Origin of the sequence: Shewanella fodinae (genome assembly GCF_014651955.1) — a bacterium.
Lineage (GTDB): Bacteria > Pseudomonadota > Gammaproteobacteria > Enterobacterales > Shewanellaceae > Shewanella > Shewanella fodinae.
Genome location: NZ_BMXW01000005.1, coordinates 196,201 through 221,954, shown reverse-complemented (window position 1 = coordinate 221,954; position 25,754 = coordinate 196,201). Strand labels below are relative to the sequence as shown.

At 46.5% G+C, this 25,754-nt stretch carries 27 protein-coding genes; 16 read left to right on the top strand and 11 right to left on the bottom strand.

Going from position 1 to position 25,754, the window contains the following annotated elements:
• Window positions 1-143: 143 nt before the first annotated feature.
• From IE064_RS06990 to aroG, 3 genes are all read left to right on the top strand, one after another.
• The gene (locus IE064_RS06990; protein ID WP_189617217.1) at window positions 144-446 is read left to right on the top strand and encodes a hypothetical protein; all 303 of its coding nucleotides are present in this window, start codon (window positions 144-146) and stop codon (window positions 444-446) included.
• A gap of 74 nt (window positions 447-520) precedes the next feature.
• A complete protein-coding gene (locus IE064_RS06985) occupies window positions 521-1,675 on the top strand; it encodes a tetratricopeptide repeat protein (RefSeq protein ID WP_189617216.1) in 1,155 nt (384 codons plus the stop codon).
• A 118-nt stretch (window positions 1,676-1,793) separates the two neighbouring features.
• Window positions 1,794-2,852, top strand: a complete 1,059-nt coding sequence (gene aroG / locus IE064_RS06980) for a 3-deoxy-7-phosphoheptulonate synthase AroG (RefSeq protein WP_189617215.1) — start codon at window positions 1,794-1,796, stop codon at window positions 2,850-2,852.
• 76 nt (window positions 2,853-2,928) lie between these two features.
• Here aroG and IE064_RS06975 read toward each other — a convergent pair whose 3' ends face one another.
• The gene (locus tag IE064_RS06975; RefSeq protein ID WP_165900149.1) at window positions 2,929-3,096 is read right to left on the bottom strand and encodes a hypothetical protein; all 168 of its coding nucleotides are present in this window, start codon (window positions 3,094-3,096) and stop codon (window positions 2,929-2,931) included.
• 378 nt (window positions 3,097-3,474) lie between these two features.
• On the opposite strand from IE064_RS06975, the gene IE064_RS06970 reads away from it, so the two are divergent.
• The 3 genes from IE064_RS06970 to IE064_RS06960 all read left to right on the top strand — a co-directional run bounded on the left by IE064_RS06970 (window position 3,475) and on the right by IE064_RS06960 (window position 5,753).
• Window positions 3,475-3,747: a hypothetical protein gene (locus IE064_RS06970; RefSeq protein ID WP_189617214.1), complete on the top strand. Its 273-nt coding sequence runs from the start codon at window positions 3,475-3,477 to the stop codon at window positions 3,745-3,747.
• 561 nt (window positions 3,748-4,308) lie between these two features.
• Window positions 4,309-4,887 carry a DUF5610 domain-containing protein gene (locus IE064_RS06965; protein WP_189617213.1) on the top strand — a complete coding sequence of 193 codons (579 nt, stop codon included), beginning with the start codon at window positions 4,309-4,311 and terminating at the stop codon, window positions 4,885-4,887.
• Between the two features lie 119 nt (window positions 4,888-5,006).
• Complete coding sequence (locus tag IE064_RS06960) at window positions 5,007-5,753, top strand: ferredoxin--NADP reductase (protein WP_189617212.1); 747 nt, start codon at window positions 5,007-5,009, stop codon at window positions 5,751-5,753.
• Window positions 5,754-6,057: 304 nt separating this feature from the next.
• Here IE064_RS06960 and IE064_RS06955 read toward each other — a convergent pair whose 3' ends face one another.
• The gene (locus IE064_RS06955) at window positions 6,058-6,474 is read right to left on the bottom strand and encodes a hypothetical protein (protein WP_189617211.1); all 417 of its coding nucleotides are present in this window, start codon (window positions 6,472-6,474) and stop codon (window positions 6,058-6,060) included.
• Between the two features lie 222 nt (window positions 6,475-6,696).
• Between IE064_RS06955 and ggt the strand changes: the two genes are divergently transcribed.
• Complete coding sequence (ggt, locus tag IE064_RS06950; RefSeq protein ID WP_189617210.1) at window positions 6,697-8,412, top strand: gamma-glutamyltransferase; 1,716 nt, start codon at window positions 6,697-6,699, stop codon at window positions 8,410-8,412.
• 97 nt (window positions 8,413-8,509) lie between these two features.
• Window positions 8,510-9,445, top strand: a complete 936-nt coding sequence (locus tag IE064_RS06945; protein ID WP_133040357.1) for a Dyp-type peroxidase — start codon at window positions 8,510-8,512, stop codon at window positions 9,443-9,445.
• Window positions 9,446-9,503: 58 nt separating this feature from the next.
• Here IE064_RS06945 and argR read toward each other — a convergent pair whose 3' ends face one another.
• Complete coding sequence (gene argR, locus IE064_RS06940) at window positions 9,504-9,974, bottom strand: transcriptional regulator ArgR (RefSeq protein ID WP_133040356.1); 471 nt, start codon at window positions 9,972-9,974, stop codon at window positions 9,504-9,506.
• Between the two features lie 275 nt (window positions 9,975-10,249).
• Here argR and mdh point away from each other — a divergent pair, with 275 nt between their 5' ends.
• Window positions 10,250-11,185 carry a malate dehydrogenase gene (gene mdh, locus IE064_RS06935; protein ID WP_189617209.1) on the top strand — a complete coding sequence of 312 codons (936 nt, stop codon included), beginning with the start codon at window positions 10,250-10,252 and terminating at the stop codon, window positions 11,183-11,185.
• Between the two features lie 81 nt (window positions 11,186-11,266).
• Here the strand turns inward: mdh and ispB are convergent, their stop codons facing one another.
• Window positions 11,267-12,238, bottom strand: coding sequence for an octaprenyl diphosphate synthase (gene ispB / locus IE064_RS06930; protein ID WP_133040354.1), 972 nt, complete (start codon window positions 12,236-12,238; stop codon window positions 11,267-11,269).
• Window positions 12,239-12,498: 260 nt separating this feature from the next.
• Here ispB and rplU point away from each other — a divergent pair, with 260 nt between their 5' ends.
• From rplU to IE064_RS06895, 7 genes are all read left to right on the top strand, one after another.
• A complete protein-coding gene (rplU, locus tag IE064_RS06925) occupies window positions 12,499-12,810 on the top strand; it encodes a 50S ribosomal protein L21 (RefSeq protein WP_133040353.1) in 312 nt (103 codons plus the stop codon).
• A 15-nt stretch (window positions 12,811-12,825) separates the two neighbouring features.
• Entirely contained in the window at window positions 12,826-13,080 is a 255-nt protein-coding gene (gene rpmA, locus IE064_RS06920; RefSeq protein WP_133040352.1) for a 50S ribosomal protein L27, read from the top strand.
• 121 nt (window positions 13,081-13,201) lie between these two features.
• A complete protein-coding gene (cgtA, locus tag IE064_RS06915) occupies window positions 13,202-14,368 on the top strand; it encodes an Obg family GTPase CgtA (RefSeq protein WP_133040351.1) in 1,167 nt (388 codons plus the stop codon).
• A 27-nt stretch (window positions 14,369-14,395) separates the two neighbouring features.
• Window positions 14,396-15,157, top strand: coding sequence for a threonine/serine exporter family protein (locus IE064_RS06910; protein ID WP_189617208.1), 762 nt, complete (start codon window positions 14,396-14,398; stop codon window positions 15,155-15,157).
• Window positions 15,154-15,627, top strand: coding sequence for a threonine/serine exporter family protein (locus IE064_RS06905; RefSeq protein WP_189617207.1), 474 nt, complete (start codon window positions 15,154-15,156; stop codon window positions 15,625-15,627). Before IE064_RS06910 ends, IE064_RS06905 begins: the two co-directional genes overlap by 4 nt.
• Before the next feature lie 21 nt (window positions 15,628-15,648).
• Window positions 15,649-16,131 (top strand): dihydrofolate reductase, encoded by a 483-nt coding sequence (locus IE064_RS06900; protein ID WP_189617206.1) that lies wholly within the window; start codon window positions 15,649-15,651, stop codon window positions 16,129-16,131.
• 80 nt (window positions 16,132-16,211) lie between these two features.
• Window positions 16,212-16,625 (top strand): DUF3718 domain-containing protein, encoded by a 414-nt coding sequence (locus IE064_RS06895; protein ID WP_189617224.1) that lies wholly within the window; start codon window positions 16,212-16,214, stop codon window positions 16,623-16,625.
• A gap of 63 nt (window positions 16,626-16,688) precedes the next feature.
• Here the strand turns inward: IE064_RS06895 and IE064_RS06890 are convergent, their stop codons facing one another.
• The 7 genes from IE064_RS06890 to lptD all read right to left on the bottom strand — a co-directional run bounded on the left by IE064_RS06890 (window position 16,689) and on the right by lptD (window position 25,593).
• Window positions 16,689-18,710, bottom strand: coding sequence for a methyl-accepting chemotaxis protein (locus IE064_RS06890; protein ID WP_189617205.1), 2,022 nt, complete (start codon window positions 18,708-18,710; stop codon window positions 16,689-16,691).
• Window positions 18,711-18,794: 84 nt separating this feature from the next.
• Window positions 18,795-19,616, bottom strand: coding sequence for a symmetrical bis(5'-nucleosyl)-tetraphosphatase (locus IE064_RS06885; protein ID WP_189617204.1), 822 nt, complete (start codon window positions 19,614-19,616; stop codon window positions 18,795-18,797).
• A gap of 13 nt (window positions 19,617-19,629) precedes the next feature.
• The gene (gene apaG, locus IE064_RS06880) at window positions 19,630-20,007 is read right to left on the bottom strand and encodes a Co2+/Mg2+ efflux facilitator ApaG/CorD (protein ID WP_133040345.1); all 378 of its coding nucleotides are present in this window, start codon (window positions 20,005-20,007) and stop codon (window positions 19,630-19,632) included.
• 62 nt (window positions 20,008-20,069) lie between these two features.
• Window positions 20,070-20,876 carry a 16S rRNA (adenine(1518)-N(6)/adenine(1519)-N(6))-dimethyltransferase RsmA gene (gene rsmA, locus IE064_RS06875; protein WP_189617203.1) on the bottom strand — a complete coding sequence of 269 codons (807 nt, stop codon included), beginning with the start codon at window positions 20,874-20,876 and terminating at the stop codon, window positions 20,070-20,072.
• 16 nt (window positions 20,877-20,892) lie between these two features.
• A complete protein-coding gene (gene pdxA, locus IE064_RS06870; RefSeq protein WP_189617202.1) occupies window positions 20,893-21,876 on the bottom strand; it encodes a 4-hydroxythreonine-4-phosphate dehydrogenase PdxA in 984 nt (327 codons plus the stop codon).
• A gap of 5 nt (window positions 21,877-21,881) precedes the next feature.
• Complete coding sequence (gene surA / locus IE064_RS06865) at window positions 21,882-23,186, bottom strand: peptidylprolyl isomerase SurA (protein WP_133040342.1); 1,305 nt, start codon at window positions 23,184-23,186, stop codon at window positions 21,882-21,884.
• A gap of 112 nt (window positions 23,187-23,298) precedes the next feature.
• Complete coding sequence (lptD, locus tag IE064_RS06860; protein ID WP_189617201.1) at window positions 23,299-25,593, bottom strand: LPS assembly protein LptD; 2,295 nt, start codon at window positions 25,591-25,593, stop codon at window positions 23,299-23,301.
• Window positions 25,594-25,754: the final 161 nt, after the last annotated feature.

The window sequence follows — 25,754 nt, the reverse complement described above, 5'->3', positions numbered from 1 at the left end:
TTTACGGGCCGTAAGTAATCGCTTTATGCAAATGTCAGATCGCGATGCGCCTGCTAGGGCGCTGCTGGTAGGAGAGCCTTATAGGCGCATATGAAAAACCTCCGGCTATGCCGGAGGATATTTTTTTATGGGCGGAGGTAACAATGAAATGGTATGTACTGATGGCATTCCTCTGGTCTGTAAGTGTTAACGCCGGACAAGTAGTGGTCAGAGATGCAAGCGAACCTTTTGATGCTTTTGCCGTAAGAGCTGAATTAATGCGGCAGCATGAGTGGCAGGAACAACTTCGTAACCAACAACAGCTTCAGATCTTGCAAGTACTTCCCTTAGGTTGTTTGCAATTGACTACGCCTTATGTGCATTTTCACTGTGGTGCTTCGTGGTATCGGCCCTATTCATATCTGGGACAACAAATTTATATTGCTATTCCACGTCCATCACGGTGATCTCCCTCAGCCGCAGGCAATGCAGTAAAAGCTGATATAAGCTTATATAAACCTCTTTGGAGGGGAGCAACTGCATGTCGGTGGCCGTACAGCGTTTTACCATGGTTATCATGCTGGTGGGTATTTGTGCCTGCACAGTGGTTCCTAAACCCTCAGCCGATATCTCTTCACTGTGGCAAGATCAGTATTTCCAATCAGTGCCAGTGCTTGACCCTGCTGCAATTTTTGCACTTCCGGTAGAGGTCGTGCGCGAGGTCAGACTCGATTTCCAACAACAACACTTAGCACAGCAATTATCGCCTCAGATGTGGTTAGCCCAATATCTCAGTGCTGCAGATGGCGGGTTTCGGTATCAGGATAATGATACTCGTGTTGCGGCAGATACCTTCTATCAGCGCCACGGTAACTGTATGTCGTTGGTGGTTCTGACCGCAGCGTTGGCAAAAGTGTTGGATGTGAAGGTGGTTTTTCAAAGTGTTCAGGTGCCTCCTGTTTGGGATCATCAGGGCAACTTCAACTTGTTGAATGGCCATATTAATGTCAGGCTAAAAGCGGCAGAAGGAGGTAACGTTTATCATGCGTTGGCCACAGATCTATTGGTGGATTTTGTGCCAACGGAAACGCTCAGAGCTTACCGAACAGAGCGCATTGATGAAGCTACGGTGCTGGCAATGTTTTTTAATAATCTTGCTGCCGAGGCGATGGTCACTCACCAGTGGGATCGGGCCTACGCATTGTTGAAGGTCAGTTTATCGCAACAACCGCAATTTATCGCGGCGCTGAATAATTTGGCGATACTCTACCGTAATAACCACCAGTTAGTGATGGCAGAACGGGTATATCGATTTGCCTTACAGCTACAGCCGCAAAATCTGACAACGCTTTATAACTTTGCGGTACTGTTAGACAGCGAAGGGCGCTTGGACGAATGGATTGAAGTCAATCGGATCTTAGAACTGGAACGTATTCGTAATCCTTATTATTACTATGGTATAGCGCAACAAGCTTATCGTGAACAACGTTTTGCGGAAGCCATTCATTGGTACCGTTTAGCCATTGAAAAGGCGGATTATCGGCATGAGTTTTATTTTGGACTAGCTCGCAGTTACTGGGCTTTAGGGGAGCGTAAGCAGGCTGCCAGCAGTCTGAAAAAAGCGTTGCAGTTGAGTCGTGATGATAGCTGGACGCACAGGTATCAGGCAAAACTCAATGCACTGGAGCGGCATTAAACTGAGGGGCCTTACGTATCAAAATTCAAGGCAAAAGCTCATTGCATCAGGCAGGTATACAGGCTAGATTTGTCCCTTGCCCCTAAAAAAACCAATGAGCTGGAGTTACAGAAAGATTATGTCGTACCAGAATGATGATGTCAGGATTAAAGAGGTTAAACAGTTACTGCCCCCAATCGCAATTCTGGAACGATTTCCCGTAACCGATAATGCCTCTGCCACCGTGTTTAATGCCAGACACTGTATTCATCAGATGTTGCGGGCCGAAGACGATCGCTTGTTGGTCATTATAGGTCCCTGTTCAATCCATGATCCTGAGGCTGCAATCGACTATGGTCAACGCCTGCTGGAACTCAGAGCGCGTTATAAAGATCAGTTAGAAGTGGTCATGCGAGTGTATTTTGAGAAGCCTAGGACAACCGTTGGCTGGAAAGGCTTGATCAACGATCCCTATATGGATAAAAGTTTCCAGCTCAACGATGGCTTACGCAAGGCGCGCAAGCTGTTACTGGATCTGAATGATAGTGGTATGCCAACGGCCGGTGAGTTTCTGGATATGATAACTCCACAGTATGTCGCCGATTTGATGTGCTGGGGGGCGATTGGCGCAAGAACCACTGAGTCTCAAGTGCATCGCGAACTTGCTTCCGGTTTATCTTGTCCTGTCGGTTTCAAAAATGGCACAGATGGCAATATCAAAATTGCCATTGATGCTATTGGTGCTGCTAGTGCCTCTCATTATTTTCTGTCAGTCACAAAATTTGGCCACTCAGCGATTGTCTCCACTAAAGGTAATGAAGATTGCCATATTATTTTACGTGGAGGCAAAGAGCCAAACTATGACGCAGCCTCTGTTGCTGCCACCAAGGAACAACTGCAAAAAGCCGGATTGCCATGCAATATTATGATTGATATCAGCCATGCAAACTCTCGTAAGGATTTTAAACGGCAGATGATTGTGGCTGAAGAGGTTTGCCAGCAATTACGGCAGGGAGAGCGCAGTATTTTCGGCTTAATGGTGGAAAGCAATTTGGTTGAAGGTAACCAAGCGTTAAAAATCGGTCAGCCCCTGCGTTATGGCCAGAGTATTACAGATGCTTGTATTGGCTGGGATGACACAGAACAACTATTGGCGATGCTTAATGATAGTGTGCTGCAGCGCCGCCGATTTAAATGAAGCTGCTATCCACAGAAAAGGCACCTTCGGGTGCCTTTTGCGTTGCAGCTCTGACTCTTTTTGACAGAAGATTTTTTTATTTCAGTTGCTGCTGCAAGTATTCATTGGCCTTTGCCAGACTACCAAAAGAGGCAATGAGGTTATTACGGCCTTTTTCCTGAATTTCAGGATTTTCAGATTCGACCATCATCCATACCCAAGTCTGAATGAGAGGAAGCGGTGGATACTGAACTTTTGAATCCATGATGCTTAGGTCCTTTAACGTAACGGTCTAATTGAGCTTCAACAAAAGGGCCCACAATCCAAGTGGTAATATAACGTCCTGAAAGCGGCTATAGCGTAGCAAATTCTATTGCTGGATATAACACAATTCACATTAATACTTTGTTCGAAAATGTAAAAGCAGCTACCGCCAGCAAAACCGAACTTTTAACATATTTCATCAGTTAATGGTACTGCGGCATTGTGACAATTTAGCGATAACTCCCTGTATCAACGCATTTGTTCCATCCCTAATTCATAGATTTTTTGTGCGAAATAACGTGCGGTAATTCAGTACTGATTCAGCAAGACGATTGCATACTGACGCTGCAGTTCACTTAATCTATCAGGAGGTGATGCTATGGAGAACATTGCACTGCTGGTAAACCTTGAAGGCACCAAAAAAAGAGTAACCACAGATTGGCGCAGTTTGGCTGCAACATTGCAACAGCGCGGCGTTGGTGAATGTGCATTACAACAGCTACATACAGAATTGCGGGCCGGGTTAATTGTATCCACCCGAGGTTTGACACTGTGTATGAAAGCTCAGCCCAAACCACGCTATGAATTGGACTGGGGGGCTATTAACCAATCTAAACTGGTGTCTGAGCAGTCACAAATGGCCCATTTTTGAAGATAACAGGGAATGTTTATCTGACTATTTATTGGAGGCAGACCGGCGTGTCTGCCATCCGTCACAAAGGATACTGACACAGCCATCTTGCTCAGAGATTGGTTTGAGTCCAGTGATTTTACCGCCACGGTAACACAGCATTTCACCTTCGATCTCAATCAACCGACTACAACTCTGGCAGCTTAAAGAAGCATTCTTGCTACAGTCGGCAGGAATAGGAATCCGACTGACATAAGTGGTCTTCACTTTAAACTCTCCCATTGTGAACCCGTCAGTATGTGGTTTTTGAGCATACTAACATTTTTTGTGAGCTGGCGCACAATCTAACTTAGGTAATAATTTCTGTTTATGCAATGGCTAATTTAGCGATTGCTGCATTTACTTTAATAGCAAAAATTTGCCACCACACATCCTGTTGAATGGCTTTCATTTCAGCGGAGCTTAAGTGGTCAGCATGTTAGGACGTTGTCGCATGACGCTTAAATAGAGATAAGGAAAATTAAAGTTGTGCAAAAAATGTCCGATAATTAGTTTTGAGTAACTAGTTAAGAGGAAAGGAAGATGGAGATCCAGAATCACGGTTCCCAGGTATCTCAAGTTGCCAAAGATAAGGACGCGACCGTTGATGGAAGTCATGGTAAAGTGGTGTCAGAGGTTGCCAATAATACCAGTGTACGCCATGTGAGTCGGCAATTAATGAATCAAGCAATTCTGTCTGCCCAAGAGCAAGTGACTATTAGCAGTGGTGATAAGCCAATGCAGCTTTTGTACCGGACGGCTATAGATGCAATTAATCAGGAATTGAAAGCATCCATGGGTGAAACTGCTTTTCAGCAGCAACAACAACAGCAAGTTGATTACTCTCCAGAGGCGACTGCCGGACGGATCGTCGATTTTGCTACCAAGTTCTATACCACCTATCAACAACAGAACGCAGATAAAAGTCCCGAAGATCAGCTTAATGGATTTATGGATATCATAGGTGGTGCCATTGATAAGGGGTTTTCCGAAGCCCGAAATATTTTGGATAAGTTGAAAGTCCTTGATGGCGATATTGCTGATGGGGTGGATGCGACTTACAGTCATGTGCAAAAAGGCTTACAGGCGTTCCGTGACAGTTTTACTACTAGTGAACAGTAGCTCATACAGCAGCTAGTGTGTCGTTGCAATTTATCAAACCCCTTTATTATAAGGGGTTTTTGTTATGTACTCGGTAGCGTATGCTTTAATCCACCAGACACTTTCTATGAGGAGAGCATATGTGGCAAGTTGGTAAGGTGATTGATCGAACTGACTGGAATGAGCGGCTCTTCAGCTTGAAAATTGCGGTAGATATTGGCCCTTATTTGGCTGGCCAGTTTATCAAGTTGGCAATGTCGCTACAGGATAAAAGAGTGGCTAGGGCATACTCTATTATCAATCCTCCAGGTAGCGATTACATTGAGGTGTTAGCGGTAACTGTTCCTGATGGTCAGCTGTCTCCAGCATTGCATCTACTGCAGCCAGGAGATGTTATTGATGTTAGTGTTCCCGCCACGGGATTTCTGACGTTGAATGAATTACCTCAAGGCGAGATACAGGGGCGGCATTTGTGGTTGCTGGCAACAGGAACAGCTGTCGGGCCATTTCTTGCAATACTGGACACCGCCGAGCCCTGGCAGCGCTTTGAAAAGATAGTGTTGGTTTATGGTGCCAGAAGGGCCGATGAACTTGCATATTTTGCCAAGTTGCAGGCATTGGCAATGCAACGGCCACAGTTCCGCTTTTTACCTGCAATTACCCGGGAAGAACACCCAGGAATGTTGCATTGCCGTATCCCTGATGGATTAGCATCGGGGAGCATTGAGCGGCACGCAGGGATCTCGATAGCAGCTGCTGACTCTCAGATAATGTTGTGTGGCAATCCTGGGATGATCCGCGACAGCATCTCGATTCTTACCGATAGAGAACTGCGTAAAAATCTACGACGGGCGCCAGGACAAATCACCACAGAGAAGTATTGGTAAAAGTGCTATACGAGTGGATCCCCAATGCCTGCAGCTACTTGCCGGTATTGTCATCGCCAAATTGCTGAAGCTGATGCTCAAAAGTCGCACCATATCATAGGTTTTTCCGCAGTGGCTGGTGAGGGCAACTACAGTGAGACATATTCATCATCGATGTAATAGTACTTATCTTGAGCGTCAGTAGCGTCGGTGGCGTCGGTGGCTGCTGTTTGCTCAGTCACATCGTTATGAATGGCAACAGATCTCACAATGATTAAAAGCTATGGCGGTAAGAGGTAATTTCTTAACTTCGTTTCCGTGAAATTTACTTAAGTTCCGGCGTGTTTATCTCTTGAGTGCGGCGGTCAGCAGTTTTCTGGCGTCGTTCTTTTTCTCCTAACGTACCGTATAGATCGGTCACTATACCAATTTTCAGGCGGCGGTCGCTGTTGTGAGCGCGGCGATCTTCATGGTGAATATAGCGACATTTACAGCTTGCATTATTGCAGGTCGCAAGGGGGATACTTGGCGCATCGTTGGGCAGGAAACGCTTATTGCTGAGTTTTGATACGGCCTTGCAGGGAAAACCTAAACACTCAATACTGACGGCTCGAAACGGCAAAATTTTTGCTGATACAGTTTTTGTGCGGGTTTCTTTATGACGTTGATTACCAGACCAGCGATGACGAAAAAGGTAGCCGAGGAGCATAATCGCCAGCAACAAAAACGTGCTTTCTAACATCGTATTCTCCTAACTTAGGGGTAAAAATATGGTGATTGTCTTTAATTCTAGTCAATAAGTTAAGTATTTGGGCGTAAGCTGACTGGCACCATCCATTACCTATGGGAGATAATTGTTTCAAGACGTTGCTCTCTATAATTAATTCATCATACTTGTGTTACGTTTAATGCCTCCCAGAATCATTCTGTTAACTGTCATATGACCATCCGAAACATCTATGCTATGTGGAAACATCACGTTTTTGCCTTATTTGCGGTGATTTGTAGCTCATCTATTGGCTTTTCTGCCCATGTTCTTGCTTATGATCGGGTGACCGGAAAGGCATTTGCCAGTCGCTCAGAAGTGTATGCCACTCATGGTATGGCGGCTACTAGTCAGCCGTTGGCGACTCAGGTTGCATTGGATATTCTTAAGCACGGTGGCAGTGCTGTAGACGCGGCCATTGCGGCGGACGCCATGTTGGGGTTAGTAGAGCCAACTGGCGCAGGAATTGGTGGTGATTTGTTTGCCGTTGTTTGGAGCGCCAAAGACAAGAAATTATATGGCCTTAATGCGTCTGGTCGCAGTCCTAAATCGCTGACATTGGAGATGCTCAAAGCCAAAGGGCTGGATTATCTGCCGCCATTCGGCCCGTTACCTGTGTCAGTTCCTGGTGCTGTCGATGGCTGGTATCAACTACACGACAAGTTTGGCAAACTGCCCATGGCAGATAACTTAGCGCCTGCCATTAGTTACGCCAAAGAGGGATTTCCGGTTTCGGAGTTGATTGCCTTTTATATGCAGTTAAGTGCTAAAAGACTGGCTAAATATCCCGGTTTTAAAGAGACATATATGCCCAATGGCAAGATGCCTAATGTTGGTGAGATATTTAGAAATCCAGCGCTTGCTAACACCTATGAAAAAATTGCCAAAGGTGGTCGTGATGAGTTCTATAAAGGCAGCATTGCTCGCAGTATCGCCGCTTATATGAAGGCCCAGGGCGGCTATCTTAGTTACGAGGATCTGGCTGCTCACCACAGTGATTGGGTTCAGCCGGTCTCTGCTAATTACCGGGGTTATGATGTTTGGGAGTTGCCGCCTAATGGACAGGGAATTGCAGCTTTGCAGATCCTGAAGACCATGGAACCTTTTAATCTGAAAGCGATGGGACAGACGAGTCCAGAGTATGTTCACTTATTTGTTGAGGCTAAGAAATTGGCATTTGCGGATCGGGCAAAATTTTATGCAGATCCGGCATTTAATGACATTCCGGTTAAACAGCTTATCTCTCAAGAGTATAACTACCAACGCGCAAAGTTAATTGATCCGCATAAGGCCGCTAAGAGTGTTGAGCCGGGTAATCCTAATCTGCTTCATGGCGATACTGTGTATCTTACTACCGCTGATCAGGAGGGCAATATGGTGTCACTGATCCAAAGTAATTATCGCGGAATGGGGTCAGGTATGACGCCGCCAGATTTGGGCTTTGTGCTACAGGATCGTGGTCAACTGTTTGATTTGACACCTGGTCATTTCAACAGTTATGCGCCGGGCAAACGACCTTTTCACACTATTATTCCAGCCTTTGTTACAAAAGATGGCAAACCTTGGCTGAGTTTTGGGGTGATGGGCGGCGCAACACAGCCTCAGATGCATGCACAAATCTTAATCAATATCATTGACTTCGGTATGAATTTGCAAGAGGCGGGCGATGCTCCCAGAATCTTGCATACCGGTTCAACGCAACCTACAGGTGAACAAATGAATGACGGTGGTTACGTTAGCCTTGAGTCCGGTTTTCCTATGGAAACCCGTCGAGAATTAAGTAAGAAAGGCCATATTTTACAGGATTCTTTGGGAGCCTTTGGCGGTTACCAGGCGATTGCACGTGACCCGCAAACTGGGGTTTACCGTGGCGCTTCAGAAAGTCGTAAAGATGGGCAAGTAGCCGGTTATTGATGCCTTGGCTCTCAAAACCCTTTGTTTCAGTGTAAATTTTGGCTTAATTAACAGATAATAGTGCCGAATACGGTTTAAGCTGATAAGGGATCTTTAGATGGGTACATTGGATATGCCACGCGAACAATTGGGTATCTGTGCTGAAGGTAATTTGCACGCAGTTTATTTGATGTTCAATGCTAATGATGGCGTTGAGGCGCAGATGCGCCCATGTCTTGCCAACATCGCTCAGTATATTTACGAATTGGCTGATCAATATGCCGACAGTGCTTTCAATGGCTTTGTCGCGATTGGTGCCAATTATTGGGATGCCTTGTACCCAGACGCCCGTCCAGCAGAACTGCGTCCTTTCCCGGCGATGGAGAGTGGCAACCGTGATGCACCGGCCATAGAGTATGACCTTTTTTTTCATCTGCGTTGTGATCGTATGGATATTCTGCACCTAGTAGCCAATGAGGTTTATGGCATGCTGGAAGGGCTGGCAGAACTGGAAGATGAAGAAAGAGGCTTCCGCTTTATGGATGCCCGAGATTTAACGGGGTTTGTGGATGGCACCGAAAACCCGAAAGGGCGCAACCGACAGCAGGTTGCATTAGTTGATGAGCAGGATCCTGAGTTTAGAGGGGGCAGCTATATCCATGTGCAGAAGTATGTACACAACCTGCGTAAGTGGCAACGGTTACCCACCCAAAAACAAGAAGATATTATTGGACGCACTAAACAAGACAATATTGAATATGAGTCTGAGGACAAGCCGTTAACAGCACATATAAAGCGAGTGAATCTTAAGGATGAAAATGGTCAATCGCTGGAGATCCTCAGACAGAGCCTACCTTTTGGTACCGTTAGACAACAAGGACTGATGTTTATCTCGACCTGTAAGACGCCTGAACATTTTGAGAAAATGTTGCATAGCATGATAGTGGGTGACGGTGCTGGTAATCACGATCACTTAATGCATTTTACTCAGGCAGTTACTGGCTCTTCTTTTTTTGCGCCATCGCTGGATTTCATTATTCAGTTTAGTGAGTAATTTCGCCACAGAAACAAAAAACGCACCTTAATGGTGCGTTTTTTGTTTAATTATGTGGTTAATCTGCATAATTAAAAAGAGATTTCACTGTTTCCAATGTATCTTCAATCGCTTTGATACTCGACGGGCAGATAAATATGGTATCGTCGCCAGCGATAGTGCCCAATATTCCCTCGGGTTTGCCGATAGAGTCGAGCAATCGAGCAATCAGTTGTGCGGCGCCAGGACTGGTGCGGACGACAATCATGGCTTGATTATGGTCAACATCGAGTACTAGATTTTTCAACGGACTACCAGCCGTAGGGACGCCCAATTCAGCGGGAAGACAGTAAACCATCTCTTGTTTGGCATTTCGGGTCCGTACCGCACCAAACTTACTCAGCATCCGCGAGACTTTGGACTGATTGATGTTTGAGAAGCCCTCAGTCTGCAGTGCAGTAACTATTTCGCTCTGCGACCCAAAGCGTTCTTCTTTTAAAATTGCCTTGAACGTCCTGATAAGATCGTCTTGGTTCTTGGTTACGGTCATGTTTGTTCCGGGTCTCTATTCATCCTGATCGGGCCATAGTGCATATTGAACGTTTTATTGTCAAGGAATAGTCATTTTTCATGAATAAAAATTCAATATTGATCAAGTTGTAGTGGCCGTGGGATAGAAACGTTAGTTTGCCGTGAAGGAACTGAATCTTTATAAAGGGTTATGTGACTAATGGATAATTGCTATTTAATGGTCAATGTCATAGATTTTGGCCACGATAAAACAAGATCTATGTCACATAAATCCCGAGAATGACGGAGAGTACTATGAAAGTTGCTGTACTTGGCGCCGCTGGTGGTATTGGTCAGGCCCTCGCCCTGCTGTTAAAAACCCAGCTGCCTGCTGGTTCTGAATTATCACTGTATGACATTGCGCCGGTCACACCAGGTGTCGCCGTAGATTTGAGCCATATCCCAACTGCAGTTACTGTGAAAGGTTTTGCAGGCGAAGATCCTTCTCCGGCATTGGTTGGTGCTGACGTTGTGCTTATATCTGCAGGCGTCGCCCGTAAGCCCGGCATGGATCGTTCTGATCTATTCAACATTAATGCGGGAATTGTGCGCAATCTGGTTGAGAAAGTTGCGGTAGTTTGTCCCTCAGCGTTGATTGGCATTATCACTAATCCTGTGAATACCACAGTGGCTATTGCCGCCGAAGTACTAAAAAAAGCCGGAGTTTATGATAAGAATCGTCTGTTCGGTGTCACCACCCTCGACGTTATTCGTTCAGAAACTTTCATTGCTGAACTTAAAGGACTGGATGTTGCAGATGTAAAAGTGAACGTTATTGGTGGTCATAGTGGTGTCACTATTTTGCCATTATTATCGCAGGTTGAAGGCGTCAGTTTCACCGATGAAGAAGTTGCCGCTTTGACAAAACGTATCCAGAATGCCGGTACTGAAGTGGTAGAAGCTAAAGCTGGTGGTGGCAGCGCTACTTTATCCATGGGGCAGGCGGCTTTCCGTTTCTGTATGTCACTAATACGAGGGTTGCAGGGCGAAACCAATGTGGTTGAATGTGCCTATATTGCCGGCGACAGTGAGTATGCGCCACTGTTCGCGCAACCCGTGCTGTTGGGTAAGCAGGGGATAGAGAAGATACTGGCAGTCGGTGAGCTGAGTGCGTTCGAAGTCCAGGCTCGCGACAGTATGCTCGATACCCTGAAAGCTGACATTCAGTTAGGCGTAGATTTTGTAAAGTAGCGTTGTTGTTCATTAAACATAAAAAAAGCGGCTAAAAGCCGCTTTTTTTATCAGATAACCAATAAATTTATCAATTACTGGTTAGTGACTGCGTGAAACTGCTATTTTAGCAAGACTTATCAACGCTTGTTTAAAATCGCTATCCGGTAAGATATCGATGGCACTGATGGCATTATCGGCTTCCTGTAATGCACGCTGATAAGTGTATTCAAGTGCACCGCAGGTATTTAGCGTCTCAACAATAGTTTCGATGTGTTCAGTGCCATTACCTTCTTCAATGGCTTTGCGGATGACCTGCTTGGCATGCTCATCACCGTGAGCCATCGCATATATTAGTGGTAATGTGGGTTTTCCTTCGGCTAAATCGTCACCGATATTCTTCCCTAACTCTTCTGTTTCCGCGGTGTAATCCAGCAGATCGTCAGTTAACTGGAACGCCGTGCCGAGATACTTCCCGTAGTCAGCAAGTGCTTGTTCTAATTCTTGGGGACACTTTGCCAATACACCGGCTAAACGAGTCGCGGCTTCAAACAACTTGGCTGTTTTACAATAGATGACGCGCATGTAGCTGGCTTCTGTGGTATCGGGATCGTTACAGTTCATCAACTGCAATACTTCACCTTCAGCGAGTACATTGGTGGTGTCAGCCAGTACTTTAAGTACTACCATCGAGTCCAATTCGGTCATCATTTGAAACGCTCGGGTATAAAGAAAATCGCCCACCAGCACGCTGGCACTGTTGCCAAATAACGAGTTAGCGGTTTCTCTGCCACGCCGCAATGTAGACTCATCGACGACATCATCGTGCAATAAAGAAGCTGTATGGATAAATTCGACGATTGCGGCCAACTTAAGATGAGCTTGACCTTCATAACCAATAGCTCTGGCGGCCAATACCGATAACAGTGGGCGCATTCTTTTACCACCACCGTTAATAATGTAAAAACCTAATTGATTGATCAGTGCAACATCGGATTCCAGCTGCTTGTATATCAGTTGGTTGACTGCCTGCATATCCGCATCAGCCAGCTGACGGATAATGGTTAAATCCATAGTAGACTCTGATTGAGCGGGACCGCATGAGAGCCCCGATAAAGTGTTATAATGTACGCAAGTTTACCTAAAATAATTGTATAAGACAGTAGTTAAGCAGCGTTTGTGGGCGATAACCTTAGCTTTTTTTGATCTTGCCCATTTTGGACTTGCCAGCTAGCAATTCTTCGCGTAGAATCCGCGCCCATTGTCATTAAAGTTTTTGTAGCACCCGGACCAGCAAACGGCCGGTGTGTTAGGAATTTCGGAGTAAAATAGCTATGTACGCTGTTTTTCAAAGTGGTGGTAAGCAGCACCGTGTTGCTGAAGGTCACACTGTACGCTTGGAAAAAATTGAAGTTGCTACAGGTGAAACCATTGAATTTGACCAGGTATTGTTGGTTGCTAATGGTGAAGACGTAAAAGTTGGCACTCCGTTGGTCGCTGGTGGCAAAGTGCTTGCTACCGTTGTAAGCCACGGTCGTGACGAAAAAGTAACTATTCAGAAGTTTCGTCGTCGTAAACACCACGAGAAGAAAATGGGCCACCGTCAGTGGTTCACTGAAGTTAAAATCACTGCAATCAATGCTTAATTAGGAGTCTGACTCATGGCACACAAAAAAGCTGGCGGTTCTACTCGTAACGGCCGCGATTCAGAAAGTAAACGTCTTGGCGTAAAACGCTTTGGCGGTGAGTCTGTACTGGCAGGCAACATTATTGTTCGTCAACGTGGTACTAAGTTCCACGCCGGTGTAAACGTAGGTATTGGTCGTGACCATACTCTGTTTGCCCTGACTGACGGCAAAGTGAAATTTGAAGTAAAGGGTCCTGAGAACCGCAAGTTCGTCAGTATCGAAGAGTAATCTTCAACCTTTGCTGCAAAGCCCCGCCATTGGTGGGGCTTTTGTTTTGGTTAATTTGTTTTTTGGTGCCAACCGGATTTAACAGATATAATTCTTGCATTCGGTGGTATCAGGAGAGTTTATGAAGTTTGTTGATGAGGCAGTAATTAGAGTCGATGCTGGCGATGGCGGAAACGGCTGCGTCAGCTTCAGGCGTGAGAAGTATCTGCCTGATGGTGGCCCCGACGGTGGTGACGGTGGTGACGGTGGCAGTGTATATCTGCAGGCAGATGAAAACCTCAACACCCTGATTGATTACCGTTTTGAACGTTTCCATGCGGCAGAACGGGGTGAGAATGGCCGTAGCCGTGATTGTACTGGTCACGGCGGTCAAGACCTTATCCTGAGGGTGCCTGTCGGTACCCGTGCAGTTGACGAAGATACTGACGAGGTCTTGGGTGACTTGACTCAGCACGGTCAAAAGTTATTGGTCGCTAAAGGTGGATTCCACGGGCTTGGCAATACTCGTTTTAAAAGCAGTGTTAACCGCGCTCCTAGGCAGAAAACTATGGGAACTCAAGGCGAAGTCCGTAGTTTGAGATTGGAGTTGTTGCTGTTGGCGGATGTGGGTTTGCTCGGGATGCCAAATGCCGGTAAATCTACTTTTATTCGTGCGGTTTCTCGAGCCACACCCAAAGTGGCTGATTATCCCTTTACCACACTAGTGCCCAATCTGGGGGTTGTAAATCCACGTCCAGGGCAGAGTTTTGTTATTGCCGATATTCCTGGTTTGATCGAAGGTGCGGCAGAAGGTGCCGGGCTTGGTATTCGTTTCCTGAAGCACCTGGAGCGTTGCCGGGTATTACTTCATATCGTCGATATTGAACCTGTAGATGGTAGCGACCCTGCAGAATCAGCTCGCGCAATTGTGGCAGAATTGGAGAAATACTCCCCTAAACTGGCAGGTAAACCACGTTGGTTGGTGTTTAATAAGGCTGATTTGTTGCTTGAAGAGGAACTTCAGGAAAAAGTTGCCAAGGTGGTCGCAGACATCGGCTGGGAAGGCGAGGTATATACCATGTCTGCCTACACCCGAGAAGGGACAGCAGCGCTGGCGGAAAAGTTATATGACTTCATCAGTAAGCTGCCCGTAGAAAAACAAGATAATGACCCGGATGACGAGGTCGAGTTCAAATGGAGTAGTGATCATCTGGAAAACGCTGACGATCTCAACGAAGAATATGATGATGAATTTGACGATGACTTCGATGACGATGATTATGATGTCGAGGTTATATATCAACGCTAATCGCTGATAAAGAGAGCCTGAACTCCTGTGTACGCTGATACCCAAAATGATATCACCCGGCAGGTAGTCCGGGCTGCGCAGCTTTTGCTGGCCTATGGTGCCGAGTCTGACTTAGTGGAAGAACTGAGCCAGCGCTTAGGACAAGCACTGGGGCTAGCTAGTGTCGAACTATCTATCTCATCAAATTCACTGGTGTTGACCAGTCTGGTCCATGGGCGGTGTGTCACCACGACCAGACGTATTCGGCAACATGGCATCAATATGGCGGTGGTTTGTGAGTTACAGCGGATCTGTCTGCTGACAGAAAAGGGGCTGTATGGTCCTAATGACGTGCGCAAAAGATTGGCGCATATTCACCCTCGTACCTATCCGAATTGGGTCCTTATCCCATCGGTAGCACTATCCTGTGGTAGTTTTTGCCATCTGTCTGGTGGTGATGCTGCGGCATGTTTTATCACTTTCCTGGCCGCTGCTGTCGGCATGTATGTACGTCTGGCGATGGCGGCAAAGCACTTTAATGTGCTGGTAAATTTCGCCGTGACTGCCTTTGTCACTAGTGTGCTGGCTCAAGTGGGTTTTATGTATCCATTAACGGCTACTCCTAGGCTTGCTGTCGCTGCCTCGGTATTGATGTTAGTGCCGGGGTTTCCAATGATTAATGCCATATCGGATATGGTTAAAGGCCATATGAATGTAGGTATTGCTCGTTGGGGGCAGGCAACGCTGATGACGGTTGCATCGGTGATTGGTATCACCATCGCTATGCAATTAGGGGGATTGTTGAAGTGATGGAACTATTGCTTAAACTCGCTGATGATGCTTTTTTTTCCTCATTTCCTGCCGTTGGCTTTGCCATGCTGTTCAATGTGCCACGGCGTTTTTTACCTTATTGCGCTTTGGCTGGTGCCGTTGGTCACTGTTTTCGTACTCTATTAATGCAGTTTTTGTCAGTACCTATTGAATGGGCCACTTTTATGGCTGCGGCGCTGATTGGCATTATGACTATCATGTTTGCCAAGCGCCATCTGGCGCCTCCACTGTTGTATGGCGTTGCGGCCATTATTCCGATGATCCCCGGCTCATATGCTTATAACACTGTTATCGCGTTAGTGGAGTTGGCCGCTCATTCAGAAGTTCGCCCAGACGTTTTGAATCAGGTCGTGCTTAATGGCGTTAAAACGGTGTTTATTCTGGGAGCATTGTCGGTTGGATTGGCGATGCCATCATTGGTGTATTATCGAACTCGTCCGATTATTTAACTCGATAGCTACGGAGTCTTCATGCGAATCGCCTTGATAGCCGCAATGGCCAATAATCGTGTCATCGGTAAGGATAACCAGATGCCTTGGCATTTGCCGGAGGATCTGCGACATTTTAAACAGGTGACCATGGGTAAGCCAGTAGTGATGGGGCGGCGGACATATGAGTCTATTGGTAAACCGCTCCCAGGCAGACAGAATATCGTTATCACCCGCAACAGTGATATGACAATTCCTGGGGTGACCATGGTGAGCTCTCTATCTGAGGCATTTGACCAAGCCAATGTATGCGATGAATTGATGATTATTGGCGGTGGGCAGTTATACGCTGAAGCGCTGCCTTGTGCAGACATACTTTATTTAACGCAAATTTCATTGGATGTGGACGGCGATACTTATTTCCCCTTCTGGGATGATGGTCAGTGGGTCAAATCCTCCGACGATTCAGGGATCAGCGCTAATGGACTGGAATTTCACTTTTTAAAATACGTTAAAAAGTGTTAAATTTGGCGTGTATTTTTAATACCCTGTATGAGGCCGGCAATAGCTGGTAAACAAAACTATAAAAACTTAAGGAGTGAATGATGCGTCTGTTCCCTGTGGCTATAGCTGCGTTGGTCGCTGTATCCTCGATCTCAATACCTGCGCCAGCAAAGGCTGCTGACGATGTCGCGTTGATTGCCAGTATTTGCGATTATGTGAAATCAAATGACAAGAATCGATTGCGTAAAAAGCTTAAGGAAAATCGTGTAAAACTACGTAACGTATATCAGGGCATTGTGTGTGATGGCAATAGCTTATTACGAACTGCGTACTTGGCCAAAGCTGAGGAAACGGGTGAGTTTGTTGCTAAACGATTGTCAACTAATGAACTCGGAGTGGCCGAATCTGACGGTAAAACCATTCTGGCCTGGGCCGAGGCCAATGGCTTTAGCAGCGGTGCAATTACTGCGGCGATTAAAGATCGTTTAGGCGGTAGCGGTGGGGAAGAAGATTAATCCCTGACCTCAGAAAAATAAAAAGCCGCTTTTTGAGCGGCTTTTTAGTTGTGCGTCGTATTTTTATACGTTGAATTCTCGTACAGACAGCTGCAGTTCTTCAGCTAGTTTTGCAACCTGATGACTGGATTGTGCAGTCTGATCGGCTCCGGTAGCGGTCTCTTCGGAAATCTGGGCGATATGCTCCAGTTTCTCTGAAACTTGCTGACTGACCAGATTCTGTTCTTGCGCGGCGCCAGCAATTTGAGTTCCCGCATCATGTGCTTGGCGAACCGAATCGCTGATGGCCAGCAGCGCGTTGTTCGACTGTTCGTTTTTCTCAACGCAGAGTTGTGCCTGTGATTGACCAAATTCCATGACGCTTACTGCTTCTTTAGTGCCTTTTTGCAGTACTTCAATCATCTGTTGAATTTCTGCAGTGGATTGCTGCGTCCGGGATGCAAGGCTACGGACTTCATCGGCAACTACCGCAAAACCACGGCCTTGTTCACCTGCTCGTGCTGCTTCAATGGCCGCATTCAACGCCAGCAGATTTGTTTGCTCAGCAACACCTCGGATAACATCTAAGATAGAGCCAATCGCACCACTGTCAGAGTGAACTTTATTGATCACCTTGGCGGCTTTGGCAACTTCGTTGGCAAGTGATTCAATTGTATGGCGATTTTCTTCCGCGATGCCGTGCATATTTTGCGCTTGCTCATCCGCTTTCTTGATTTGCGCCAACGCATGGTCAGCACTCAAGGATACCTGTTGGGCACTGGAACTTAACTCTGTGGTAGCAGTAGCTGCCTGAACCACTTGGCCTTTTTGCTCCTGAATACTCACCGTGGTTTGAGACGTAATAGCAGAGGTTTCTTCTGCCGCCGCCGCCAGTTGATTAGACCGATCTAAAATACCGGTGATAAGCTGCCGTAAACTGTCGACGAGTCGGTTGCAGTTGCGGGACAATTCAGCAAACTCGTCATGTCCTGAATCGTCGAGTTTATGAGTCAGATCCCCTGATGCCACCACACTTAGGGCATGGTTAATCTGCTTAAGTGCTGTTGTTAAAGGTCGGATGACTGCGATACTAACACCAATGGCAACCAGAATCGCAATAATGACCACCATTAACGTTTTAATGCTGGCAGAGTTAATGCTATTGAGGATATTGGCATTGACATCATTCGACAGCTTTTCAATTGCAGTGGAGAGATGTTTCATTGCATTAACAGCATTACCTTTTAATGCTTCGGACTGCTCCAAATCTTTACTAGTACTCAGTAACAGTTGTACTTGTTGACCTTTTCTCTCTTGGATGGAGCCGCTGCCCTGCAGCAACTTAAAGATTTTCGCTGTTTGTTGATTGATGGCTTTCAGGACTTCTGGTTTGACTACGCCATCACCGTGACGACCAATATAGTCGAGTTTAGTTTGCGCCTCGCCAATAATGTAGCCGAGTTCTTTATTGATCAGTTCATACTTACTCTGCTCCGTGGTGGCAACCAGATCATAAACCGTGCTGACGATGCTGGTGATACTGCTGTCGACAGAAGATGCGGCAGCGGCAATATCTCGTTTGGTTGCATCGCTGGCGTTTTCCATATCTACCAGGTCCAGCAATAATGAACCGGCATCATCGGACTCAGAATCCAACTGATCGCGGGTTTTTATCAAACCTTCTTGCAACTGCAGTGCTTGCAGTTTGTTATCCATCATTCTCTTACCAAGGCCAGTGAATTCTTGGTAACTGCTGTTAACCTCTGGCAGGATGCTTTGGATCTCTTCTCTGCCCTGCAATAGTGATATCAGCGTGTTGTATTTATCATCAAATGTGCTGTTTTGTTGTGCAAATTTGTTATTGACTTCAGGCATTTTTGAAGAGATCTGAATATGAAAAGCGACTAGGATCAGTCGTTGTTGTTCGCTGAGAATTTCGGATAAGGCATTGGTGGTGTCTAGCGCTGGCAGACTTAATTTCTGAGTAATCTGCGTCGCTTGCTTTAGCTCATTATTGGTCAGCCAGGAAACTGTGCCAAGAATCAGCAGCAACAGGGTCACTACCGTAAACCCGGCAATTACTCGGGTGGCCATGTTCAACTTCATAGGGTTACTCCGGAACAATTATTATTTTTTGTATGAGGGTAATCAGGCGCAATAGCAAGTTCATCGGCCGAATAAGGCGTTAGTTTAACTCTTTTTTAACCGCTTTTGCGTGATTTTTTGATTTGACTCCAGATGCCATAATGTCAGGTACTGATCCCAGCAGCAACCGGTATCTAGGGCTTGTATCTTGGGATTACCGGTTTCACCCATCAACGCAGCCCAGTGACCAAAAACTTTAATGTAATTATCGGTTTTAGAGGGGAATAGAAACCAAGGCTTCAGGTCAGAATCGACACATTCTTCTGGTGGAAGTTTGCAGGCAAAATCTAGACGACCATCACTGTACAAAAAGCGGATTCTGGTGAGTGCATTTATGCAATAACGGATCCGTTCATAATGATCGAGGTCTGGGTTCCAACCTTCTGGCGCATCGGTATACATACGGCTGATGATCACATCAAGATAGTCTGGTTGCTTTAACGCCTCAGATACACGAGTTGCTTCTTGACGTAGTGTGTCTACATCCCATTGCGGTGGTATGCCCGCATGAGTCATCAGTAGTTGGTGTTCAGGCATTTCGTGCAGCAGCGGTTGTAACCTTAACCACTCCAGCAACCGCGGGAAGTCGTCTGATGCAATAAGCTCAGTAAGCTGACAGGAAGGGCGGGGGGTGCGTATCCCAGCGTTGATACCAAAAAGATTAAGCTCGTGGTTGCCAAGCACCATTCTGGCAGCGTTGTCCAAATGCTCGAAAAAACGCAGTGTTGCCAGTGACTCTGAACCTCTGGCGATCAGATCGCCCACTGACCAAAGCACATCCCTTGATTGATTAAAATCCACGGTTTCCAGCAGCTTTTTTAACTCGCTGAAACAACCGTGAATGTCACCTACAAAATAATTAGCCACAGTACATTCCTTTCTAATGGATCATTCCGGGTACAGCCAGGCGAAATGCATTTATGGGAACATAAAAGCTCCGGCCCTGATCCGTTTCCATCAGATAACGACCTTCCATCACACCAAGTGGGGTTTCAAGCACTGTGCCACTGCTGTATTGGTATGCAGTGTTTGGCTGAATTTTTGGGGTTTCTCCAACCACACCAGCCCCCTGTACTTCTGTCTTTTTACCGTTAGCATCAGTAATAATCCAGTGGCGGCTCTTTAAGGTGACGCTTTCGTCACCCAAATTGATGATGGTAATGGTATAGCTGAACAGATATCTGTCCTCATTGGGCGCAGACTGATGGGCGATGTACTCGGTTTTTACTTCAACTCTGACAGAATTGTACTGTGCCATTTCCCTTCCTGTTGTGTGACTTGATGGGGAAACGCGGGACGCTAAAAAAGCGTCCCCGCTGTCTAGATTCTTTTATTGTACAGATAGTTGGCCATTGCCACATATTGACTAACACTTATCTGCTCAGGTCGCAGCCCCGCATCAATACCCAGTGAGGAAAAGTCTTCATCGCTGAATAACTGCTTCAGATTGTTCCTTAACGTCTTGCGGCGCATATTAAACGCAGTAGCGGTGATGCTCTCCAGCAATTTAATGTCTTTGCAGGGCCAAGGTCGCTGCTCATAAGGCACTAGGCGGACCACGGCAGAATCAACTTTGGGTGGCGGGGTGAAACTCTCCGGCGGCACTTCTAGTACGGGCACTACTTGACAATAATACTGTGCCATCACTGTCAAGCGTCCATAGGTTTTACTGCCAGGCGCCGCCGATAACCTTAGTACCACTTCCTTCTGTAACATAAAATGCATATTGCTGATATGTTCAGCAAAACTAAACAGATGAAACATCAGCGGCGTGGAGATGTTGTAAGGCAGGTTGCCAAACACTTTTAACTTCTTGCCATCGCGTAGCAGCTGTTTGAAATCAAACTGCAGCGCGTCACCCTGGTGAATTTCTAGCTTATCTTTCAACATCGGGTGATGCTGTAATCGCTCTACTAGGTCTCGGTCCAGCTCAATAACAGTCAAACTGTCAATGCTTTCGGCTACAGGTTCGGTCAATGCGGCTAAACCAGGGCCAATCTCCACCATGATATGGTCATTGTCAGGAGCAATCGCGGAAACAATGCGATTGATAATATTACTGTCTGTCAGAAAATTCTGACCAAAGCGTTTTCTGGCCGTATGGCCTAAATGTACTTTATTACTCATTAATGCTCAGTTGGGATTAGTTTTTATGTGCCAGTTCAATGGCTTTGTTTAAGGCACAGACAAAGCTGCCAAGATCTGCTTTACCGGTACCTGCAAGTTCCAGCGCAGTCCCGTGATCAACCGATGTCCTGATATATGGCAGCCCTAGGGTGATATTGACCGATTTACCAAATCCCATGGACTTCAGCACAGGTAACCCTTGATCATGGTACATGGATAAGACCACATCGGCATCTTGCAGATATTTAGGTTGAAACAGCGTATCAGCCGGCAATGGGCCGACAATCCGCATTCCCTGCTGCCTTAGTTCATCAAGCGCCGGAATAATCACATCTAGTTCTTCGCGCCCTAGGTGACCGTTTTCCCCGGCATGAGGGTTGAGACCACAAACATAAATTTTCGGGTTTTCCAGCGCGAAGCGGTTGACCAGATCATGATGCAGAATATTGATCACTTGGTGCAAGCGATCGCGGGTGATGGCTTTGGCAACATAGGCGAGCGGGATATGGGTGGTGACCAGCGCCACCTGCAATCCTGGGCAGGCCAACATCATGACCACATCCTTACAACCCGCTTGATGGGCAAAAAATTCTGTATGCCCAGAGAACGGTATTCCGGCCTGATTAATGATGCCTTTGTGTACGGGGCCGGTAACCACAGCGTCAAATTCGCCGTTCATGTTTTTCTCACCAGCATAACTTAACGTTTCAACCACGTAGGCACTATTTTGTTCATCCAGTACGCCACAACGCGCCTCTGCCGCCATCTGAAATGGGACGATAGTCAGTGTCCCCGCTTCTTGTGGCTTTGGTGCCTGTGACGGCTGATAGGGCCGTAGCTGCAAGCTCAACCCAAGCATTTTTGCCCGTGACTGCAACAATGACGGATCAGCGCACACGACCAGCTCTGCTGGCCAACTGCGCTGAGCCAGTTGTACTACCAGTTCCGGGCCGATTCCGGCAGGGTCGCCGGCGGTGATGGCAATACGTTTAGTGTCCAAACTGCTTAACCTCTGTTAGGTTGAGGATCGAAAACTTCAATGTATGCGCTTGCCCGCATTTCGTCCAGCCAGTTCTGCAATTCCTCATTGAACTTCCGACGGAAGATCAATTCATGAGCGCGGTTGGTGTTGAATTCTTTGGTGGCATCTGTAGTCCGGCGGCCTTCGAGCTGTACTATGTGCCAGCCAAAAGAGGAACGGAACGGTTCACTGATTTCGCCATCTTTCAGATGTGACAAGGTTTGTGCAAATTCTGGAACATAAATAGAAGGCTCAGCCCAACCCAATTCACCGCCTTTAGCGGCAGAACCGGGATCTTCAGAGTACTGTTTGGCCAAATCTGCAAACTTGGCCTTACCGCTTTTGATGTCCTTAATGAACTGTTCTAACGTGGCTTTAGCGCGTTCTTCTGAAAGGATCGGTGATGGCTTCAACAGAATATGACGGGCATTGACTTCTTGAACCTCTTTAGTTTCCATGCCCCGCGTATCCATAACCTTAATAATATGGAAGCCGGCACTGCTCTTAATTGGGCCAATAATGTCGCCTTTTTTGGCATTATTAACCACTTCGGCAAACAGTGTGGGCATTTCGTTAATATTCATGTAATCCCAAATACCGCCTTCCAAGGCTTTGGGTCCCGCTGAAGAGGCGATTGCCAATTCACGAAAATCAGCACCCTCTTTAAGGCGGCTTAACACATTTTCAGCACGTTTGCGGGCACTTTCCAGCTGTTCTGGTGTTGGATTCTGTGGTACTTCAATCAGGATATGGCCTATCTGAAATTCTACGTTCTTAAGCCCCTGTTCTTGGATCAGTTTCACTAGGTGATTGATTTCCTGAGGCGATACCTGGATCCGACGTTGTACCTGGATACGTTGAATCTCACCTAAGGTGATATCTTCTCGCAGCTGCTCACGATACTGGCTGAAGCTCTGACCATCGGCCTCAATTTTGGCCTGTAGCTGTGGCACCGTCATATTTTGCTGTTTGGCGATATTGGCAATGGTCTGGTCTAGTTGCAGGTCACCGATATGTAAGCCGATTCGATCTGCGGTTTGCAACTGCAGTTTAGTGAGGATCAGACGTTCAATTACCTGGGTGCGCAAGGCATTATCCGAAGGTAATTTTTGGCCTTTTTCTTGTGCACTGGCTTTAATTTCCGCCATCATATTCTGCACTTCACTTTCCAGCACTACACCGTTGTTTACCTGTACCGCAATGCGATCCAGCGGTTGCGGTTCCGCCACGGCAAAATGGCTCACTACCAGCGCACATAATGCAAACACTAAACTTTTACTGGGGGTCATTAACAAAATCCTTGCCACATTTTTATTTGGTCGGCAGCATTTCGCCACCGCAGTTGTCCAGTTTTTGACTGTCAGTTTTGTCTGAGGTTCAGCAATCTACCACAAATCCGCGCTAATTCCTCAGATAAAGTGGTTTTCGATAATTGAACAAGCCGTCATTCATCATGTCATCGACACCGAGTGGCCCTGTACCACCCAACCCTTTGATAACAAAGTTAAGATAGAAACCTGTTTCAAATAATTCACGATTATCAATCGCCGGATTGTAGTTGTCCTGATAGTTGGTCTTAATGTGGTAGTGATAGGCTAAACGCACTGCCCAGCAACAGGATTCATATTGGAAGCCGGTATAGGTTTCGACAGAACGGTCTTCGTTCAGGTCGTAATACCAGTTACCGACAAAGTACAGACTGTTAGTGACTGGCCATGTAGTTCTGAAGCCTGCTTGAGAAATGTCTACGCGATCATTGGTGTTTCGGTTGAGCAGATCGGGTACAAAGCGGTAACTGAGCTGTACCAACTTGTTGGGGCCCGGTCGATAGTCCAGGGTGACCTCGCTCTTTTTGTTTTCTTTATAGCGAGTGTCATATTGAATTGCGCCGCTAATAAACCAGTCGCTATAGAGATGGGCATCCAATTCCGCCGCCAACACTGAAGTAGAACTCTCCTGTCGCAGCTCATCGGAATAGAGATTGACCTTGCTGTTTTCAAAATACAGGATCTGCCCCAGACTGAATTTCAGTTGCTCCAGATTGTGCTCATCAAATAGCCGGGTGGTTAACCCTAATGTCAGCTGGTTGGCATCAGCGATTCGGTCTAGACCTGAATAACGACGGTCGCGGAACAGACCGGTATAATCTTGCTGCAGGTCGGCGCTGTCGTAGATGCCAATTTCGTCTTGGTTTCTATAGCCCACGTAGAGATATTGGAATTGGGGTTCAAGCGTTTGGCGGTAATTTTCGTCGAAATAATTGGTCTGACGTTCAAAATTGATTTGGCCGTGAACCCTTACTTGCGGCAATGTCCGGTTAACCGTCTCCTGTAACTCATTGTCGCTAATATTGTGTTGCCAGTAGTTAGTCTGTAACAGTTTTAGTTCACTGGTAAGTGAGCCGGCAGGCCCTTGAATAGGCAATGTTATTGTCGGTTCAAAATGCAGGCGATCAGCGGAGTTCCAGTCTTCTCCTCGATGCTCAAAATTGGTTAATTCAGAATACAGGCTAAAATCCAGTCCTTGCCAAAAGCGCGGCGCTCGGAAATTGTATGTTAGCTGGGGCATCACCTGATAGGGTGATTCGTCTTCTCCCAACACTTTGATGTCCTGCACTCGCACACCAAAGTCCCAATTATCAGTGTAGTAACCCAAGTCGCCGACGCGGTTAAGTTGATTATCGGTGGCTCGGTTCACATCTGATTTCAGGTCATTGAAATAGTTATTATCAGACACATCCGTGAAATTGGCGCGTACTCGCCAGTTTTCATCCAGCGCCCCTTGCTGTTGCCAGTGAAACATGTAGCGATCCGGGCTGTTTTCCAATTTGCCATCACTACCGAGATATTCCAAATTGACTTGTCCCTGCTGGTCATCTCCGGCCAAATAGCGGAATTCTGTTTTGGTGAACAGGCCGCGAGAACTCATATATGTGGGCGTAAAGGTAAGGTCATATTCTGGCGAAATATTCCAGTAATAAGGCGTAGATACTTCAATACCGTTAGTGGTGCTGGAACTAAATGTTGGAAACAAAAAGCCTGTTTTGCGTTTATCGGTAATCGGTATGGTCATATACGGAATATAAAACACCGGAACACCGCCCACGCGTAACTTAGCATCCCAGATTTCACCCCATTCATCTTTGGAGTCAATGCGGATGCGGCGAGCTTCTAGTACCCAGGATTCGTTCTCTGGGGGACAAGTGGTAAAACTGCTATCCTGCAGGATCAAATTGTTATTCTTAGTGATTTGCAGGTTTTTAGCTTTACCATGTAATTGCTGACCATGTAACCAATATTGAGCACCCGTCAATGACGCAACGTTAGATCGCATTTGCGCCTGCATTGACTCAGCCGTAACCGTTATCATCGAATCCTGAAATACGAGACTGCCATCTGCTGACAATTGTTGCAGCCGTTGATCGACCGACGCCTTATCTGCGGTGATCCGTCTATCTGCCTGTGATAACGATACATCGCCCTGAAAGACCGCACTCTGTCCCAACTTACTTTCAGAATAATCTGACGAAATTTCAATTTGCTGATTATTCTTGTTAGTGTCTTCCGTTGTTGGAGGATTATAAGGAACGGGAGGCACAATGATACACTGGCCGTAGGTTTCATCCGTCTGTGGGTCGGTGGCTGCTATTGCCACGGGGGTGACGAGGCTCAGAGCCAGTATCAGTCGCTTCCGCATCTTGGGTCTTTATCGGTTCTTCTTTGTCTGGAATCGTGTTTCGGAGAGTATAGTTGCATCTGTTAAGTTGCAACTCCAGCCAGGGAAAAACTCTGTCACCACAGGCTGTTTCCTGTTTTTTCCGCCGCTATAATAAAGCAATTTTATCCTAAGAGCCACGA

Coding starts and splice junctions, on each gene's coding strand:
- IE064_RS06990 (WP_189617217.1), top strand. CDS start 144: ATGAAATGGTATGTACTGATGGCATTCCTCTGGTCTGTAAGTGTTAAC.
- IE064_RS06985 (WP_189617216.1), top strand. CDS start 521: ATGTCGGTGGCCGTACAGCGTTTTACCATGGTTATCATGCTGGTGGGT.
- aroG (WP_189617215.1), top strand. CDS start 1,794: ATGTCGTACCAGAATGATGATGTCAGGATTAAAGAGGTTAAACAGTTA.
- IE064_RS06975 (WP_165900149.1), bottom strand. CDS start 3,096: ATGGATTCAAAAGTTCAGTATCCACCGCTTCCTCTCATTCAGACTTGG.
- IE064_RS06970 (WP_189617214.1), top strand. CDS start 3,475: ATGGAGAACATTGCACTGCTGGTAAACCTTGAAGGCACCAAAAAAAGA.
- IE064_RS06965 (WP_189617213.1), top strand. CDS start 4,309: ATGGAGATCCAGAATCACGGTTCCCAGGTATCTCAAGTTGCCAAAGAT.
- IE064_RS06960 (WP_189617212.1), top strand. CDS start 5,007: ATGTGGCAAGTTGGTAAGGTGATTGATCGAACTGACTGGAATGAGCGG.
- IE064_RS06955 (WP_189617211.1), bottom strand. CDS start 6,474: ATGTTAGAAAGCACGTTTTTGTTGCTGGCGATTATGCTCCTCGGCTAC.
- ggt (WP_189617210.1), top strand. CDS start 6,697: ATGTGGAAACATCACGTTTTTGCCTTATTTGCGGTGATTTGTAGCTCA.
- IE064_RS06945 (WP_133040357.1), top strand. CDS start 8,510: ATGGGTACATTGGATATGCCACGCGAACAATTGGGTATCTGTGCTGAA.
- argR (WP_133040356.1), bottom strand. CDS start 9,974: ATGACCGTAACCAAGAACCAAGACGATCTTATCAGGACGTTCAAGGCA.
- mdh (WP_189617209.1), top strand. CDS start 10,250: ATGAAAGTTGCTGTACTTGGCGCCGCTGGTGGTATTGGTCAGGCCCTC.
- ispB (WP_133040354.1), bottom strand. CDS start 12,238: ATGGATTTAACCATTATCCGTCAGCTGGCTGATGCGGATATGCAGGCA.
- rplU (WP_133040353.1), top strand. CDS start 12,499: ATGTACGCTGTTTTTCAAAGTGGTGGTAAGCAGCACCGTGTTGCTGAA.
- rpmA (WP_133040352.1), top strand. CDS start 12,826: ATGGCACACAAAAAAGCTGGCGGTTCTACTCGTAACGGCCGCGATTCA.
- cgtA (WP_133040351.1), top strand. CDS start 13,202: ATGAAGTTTGTTGATGAGGCAGTAATTAGAGTCGATGCTGGCGATGGC.
- IE064_RS06900 (WP_189617206.1), top strand. CDS start 15,649: ATGCGAATCGCCTTGATAGCCGCAATGGCCAATAATCGTGTCATCGGT.
- IE064_RS06895 (WP_189617224.1), top strand. CDS start 16,212: ATGCGTCTGTTCCCTGTGGCTATAGCTGCGTTGGTCGCTGTATCCTCG.
- IE064_RS06890 (WP_189617205.1), bottom strand. CDS start 18,710: ATGAAGTTGAACATGGCCACCCGAGTAATTGCCGGGTTTACGGTAGTG.
- apaG (WP_133040345.1), bottom strand. CDS start 20,007: ATGGCACAGTACAATTCTGTCAGAGTTGAAGTAAAAACCGAGTACATC.
- rsmA (WP_189617203.1), bottom strand. CDS start 20,876: ATGAGTAATAAAGTACATTTAGGCCATACGGCCAGAAAACGCTTTGGT.
- surA (WP_133040342.1), bottom strand. CDS start 23,186: ATGACCCCCAGTAAAAGTTTAGTGTTTGCATTATGTGCGCTGGTAGTG.
- lptD (WP_189617201.1), bottom strand. CDS start 25,593: ATGCGGAAGCGACTGATACTGGCTCTGAGCCTCGTCACCCCCGTGGCA.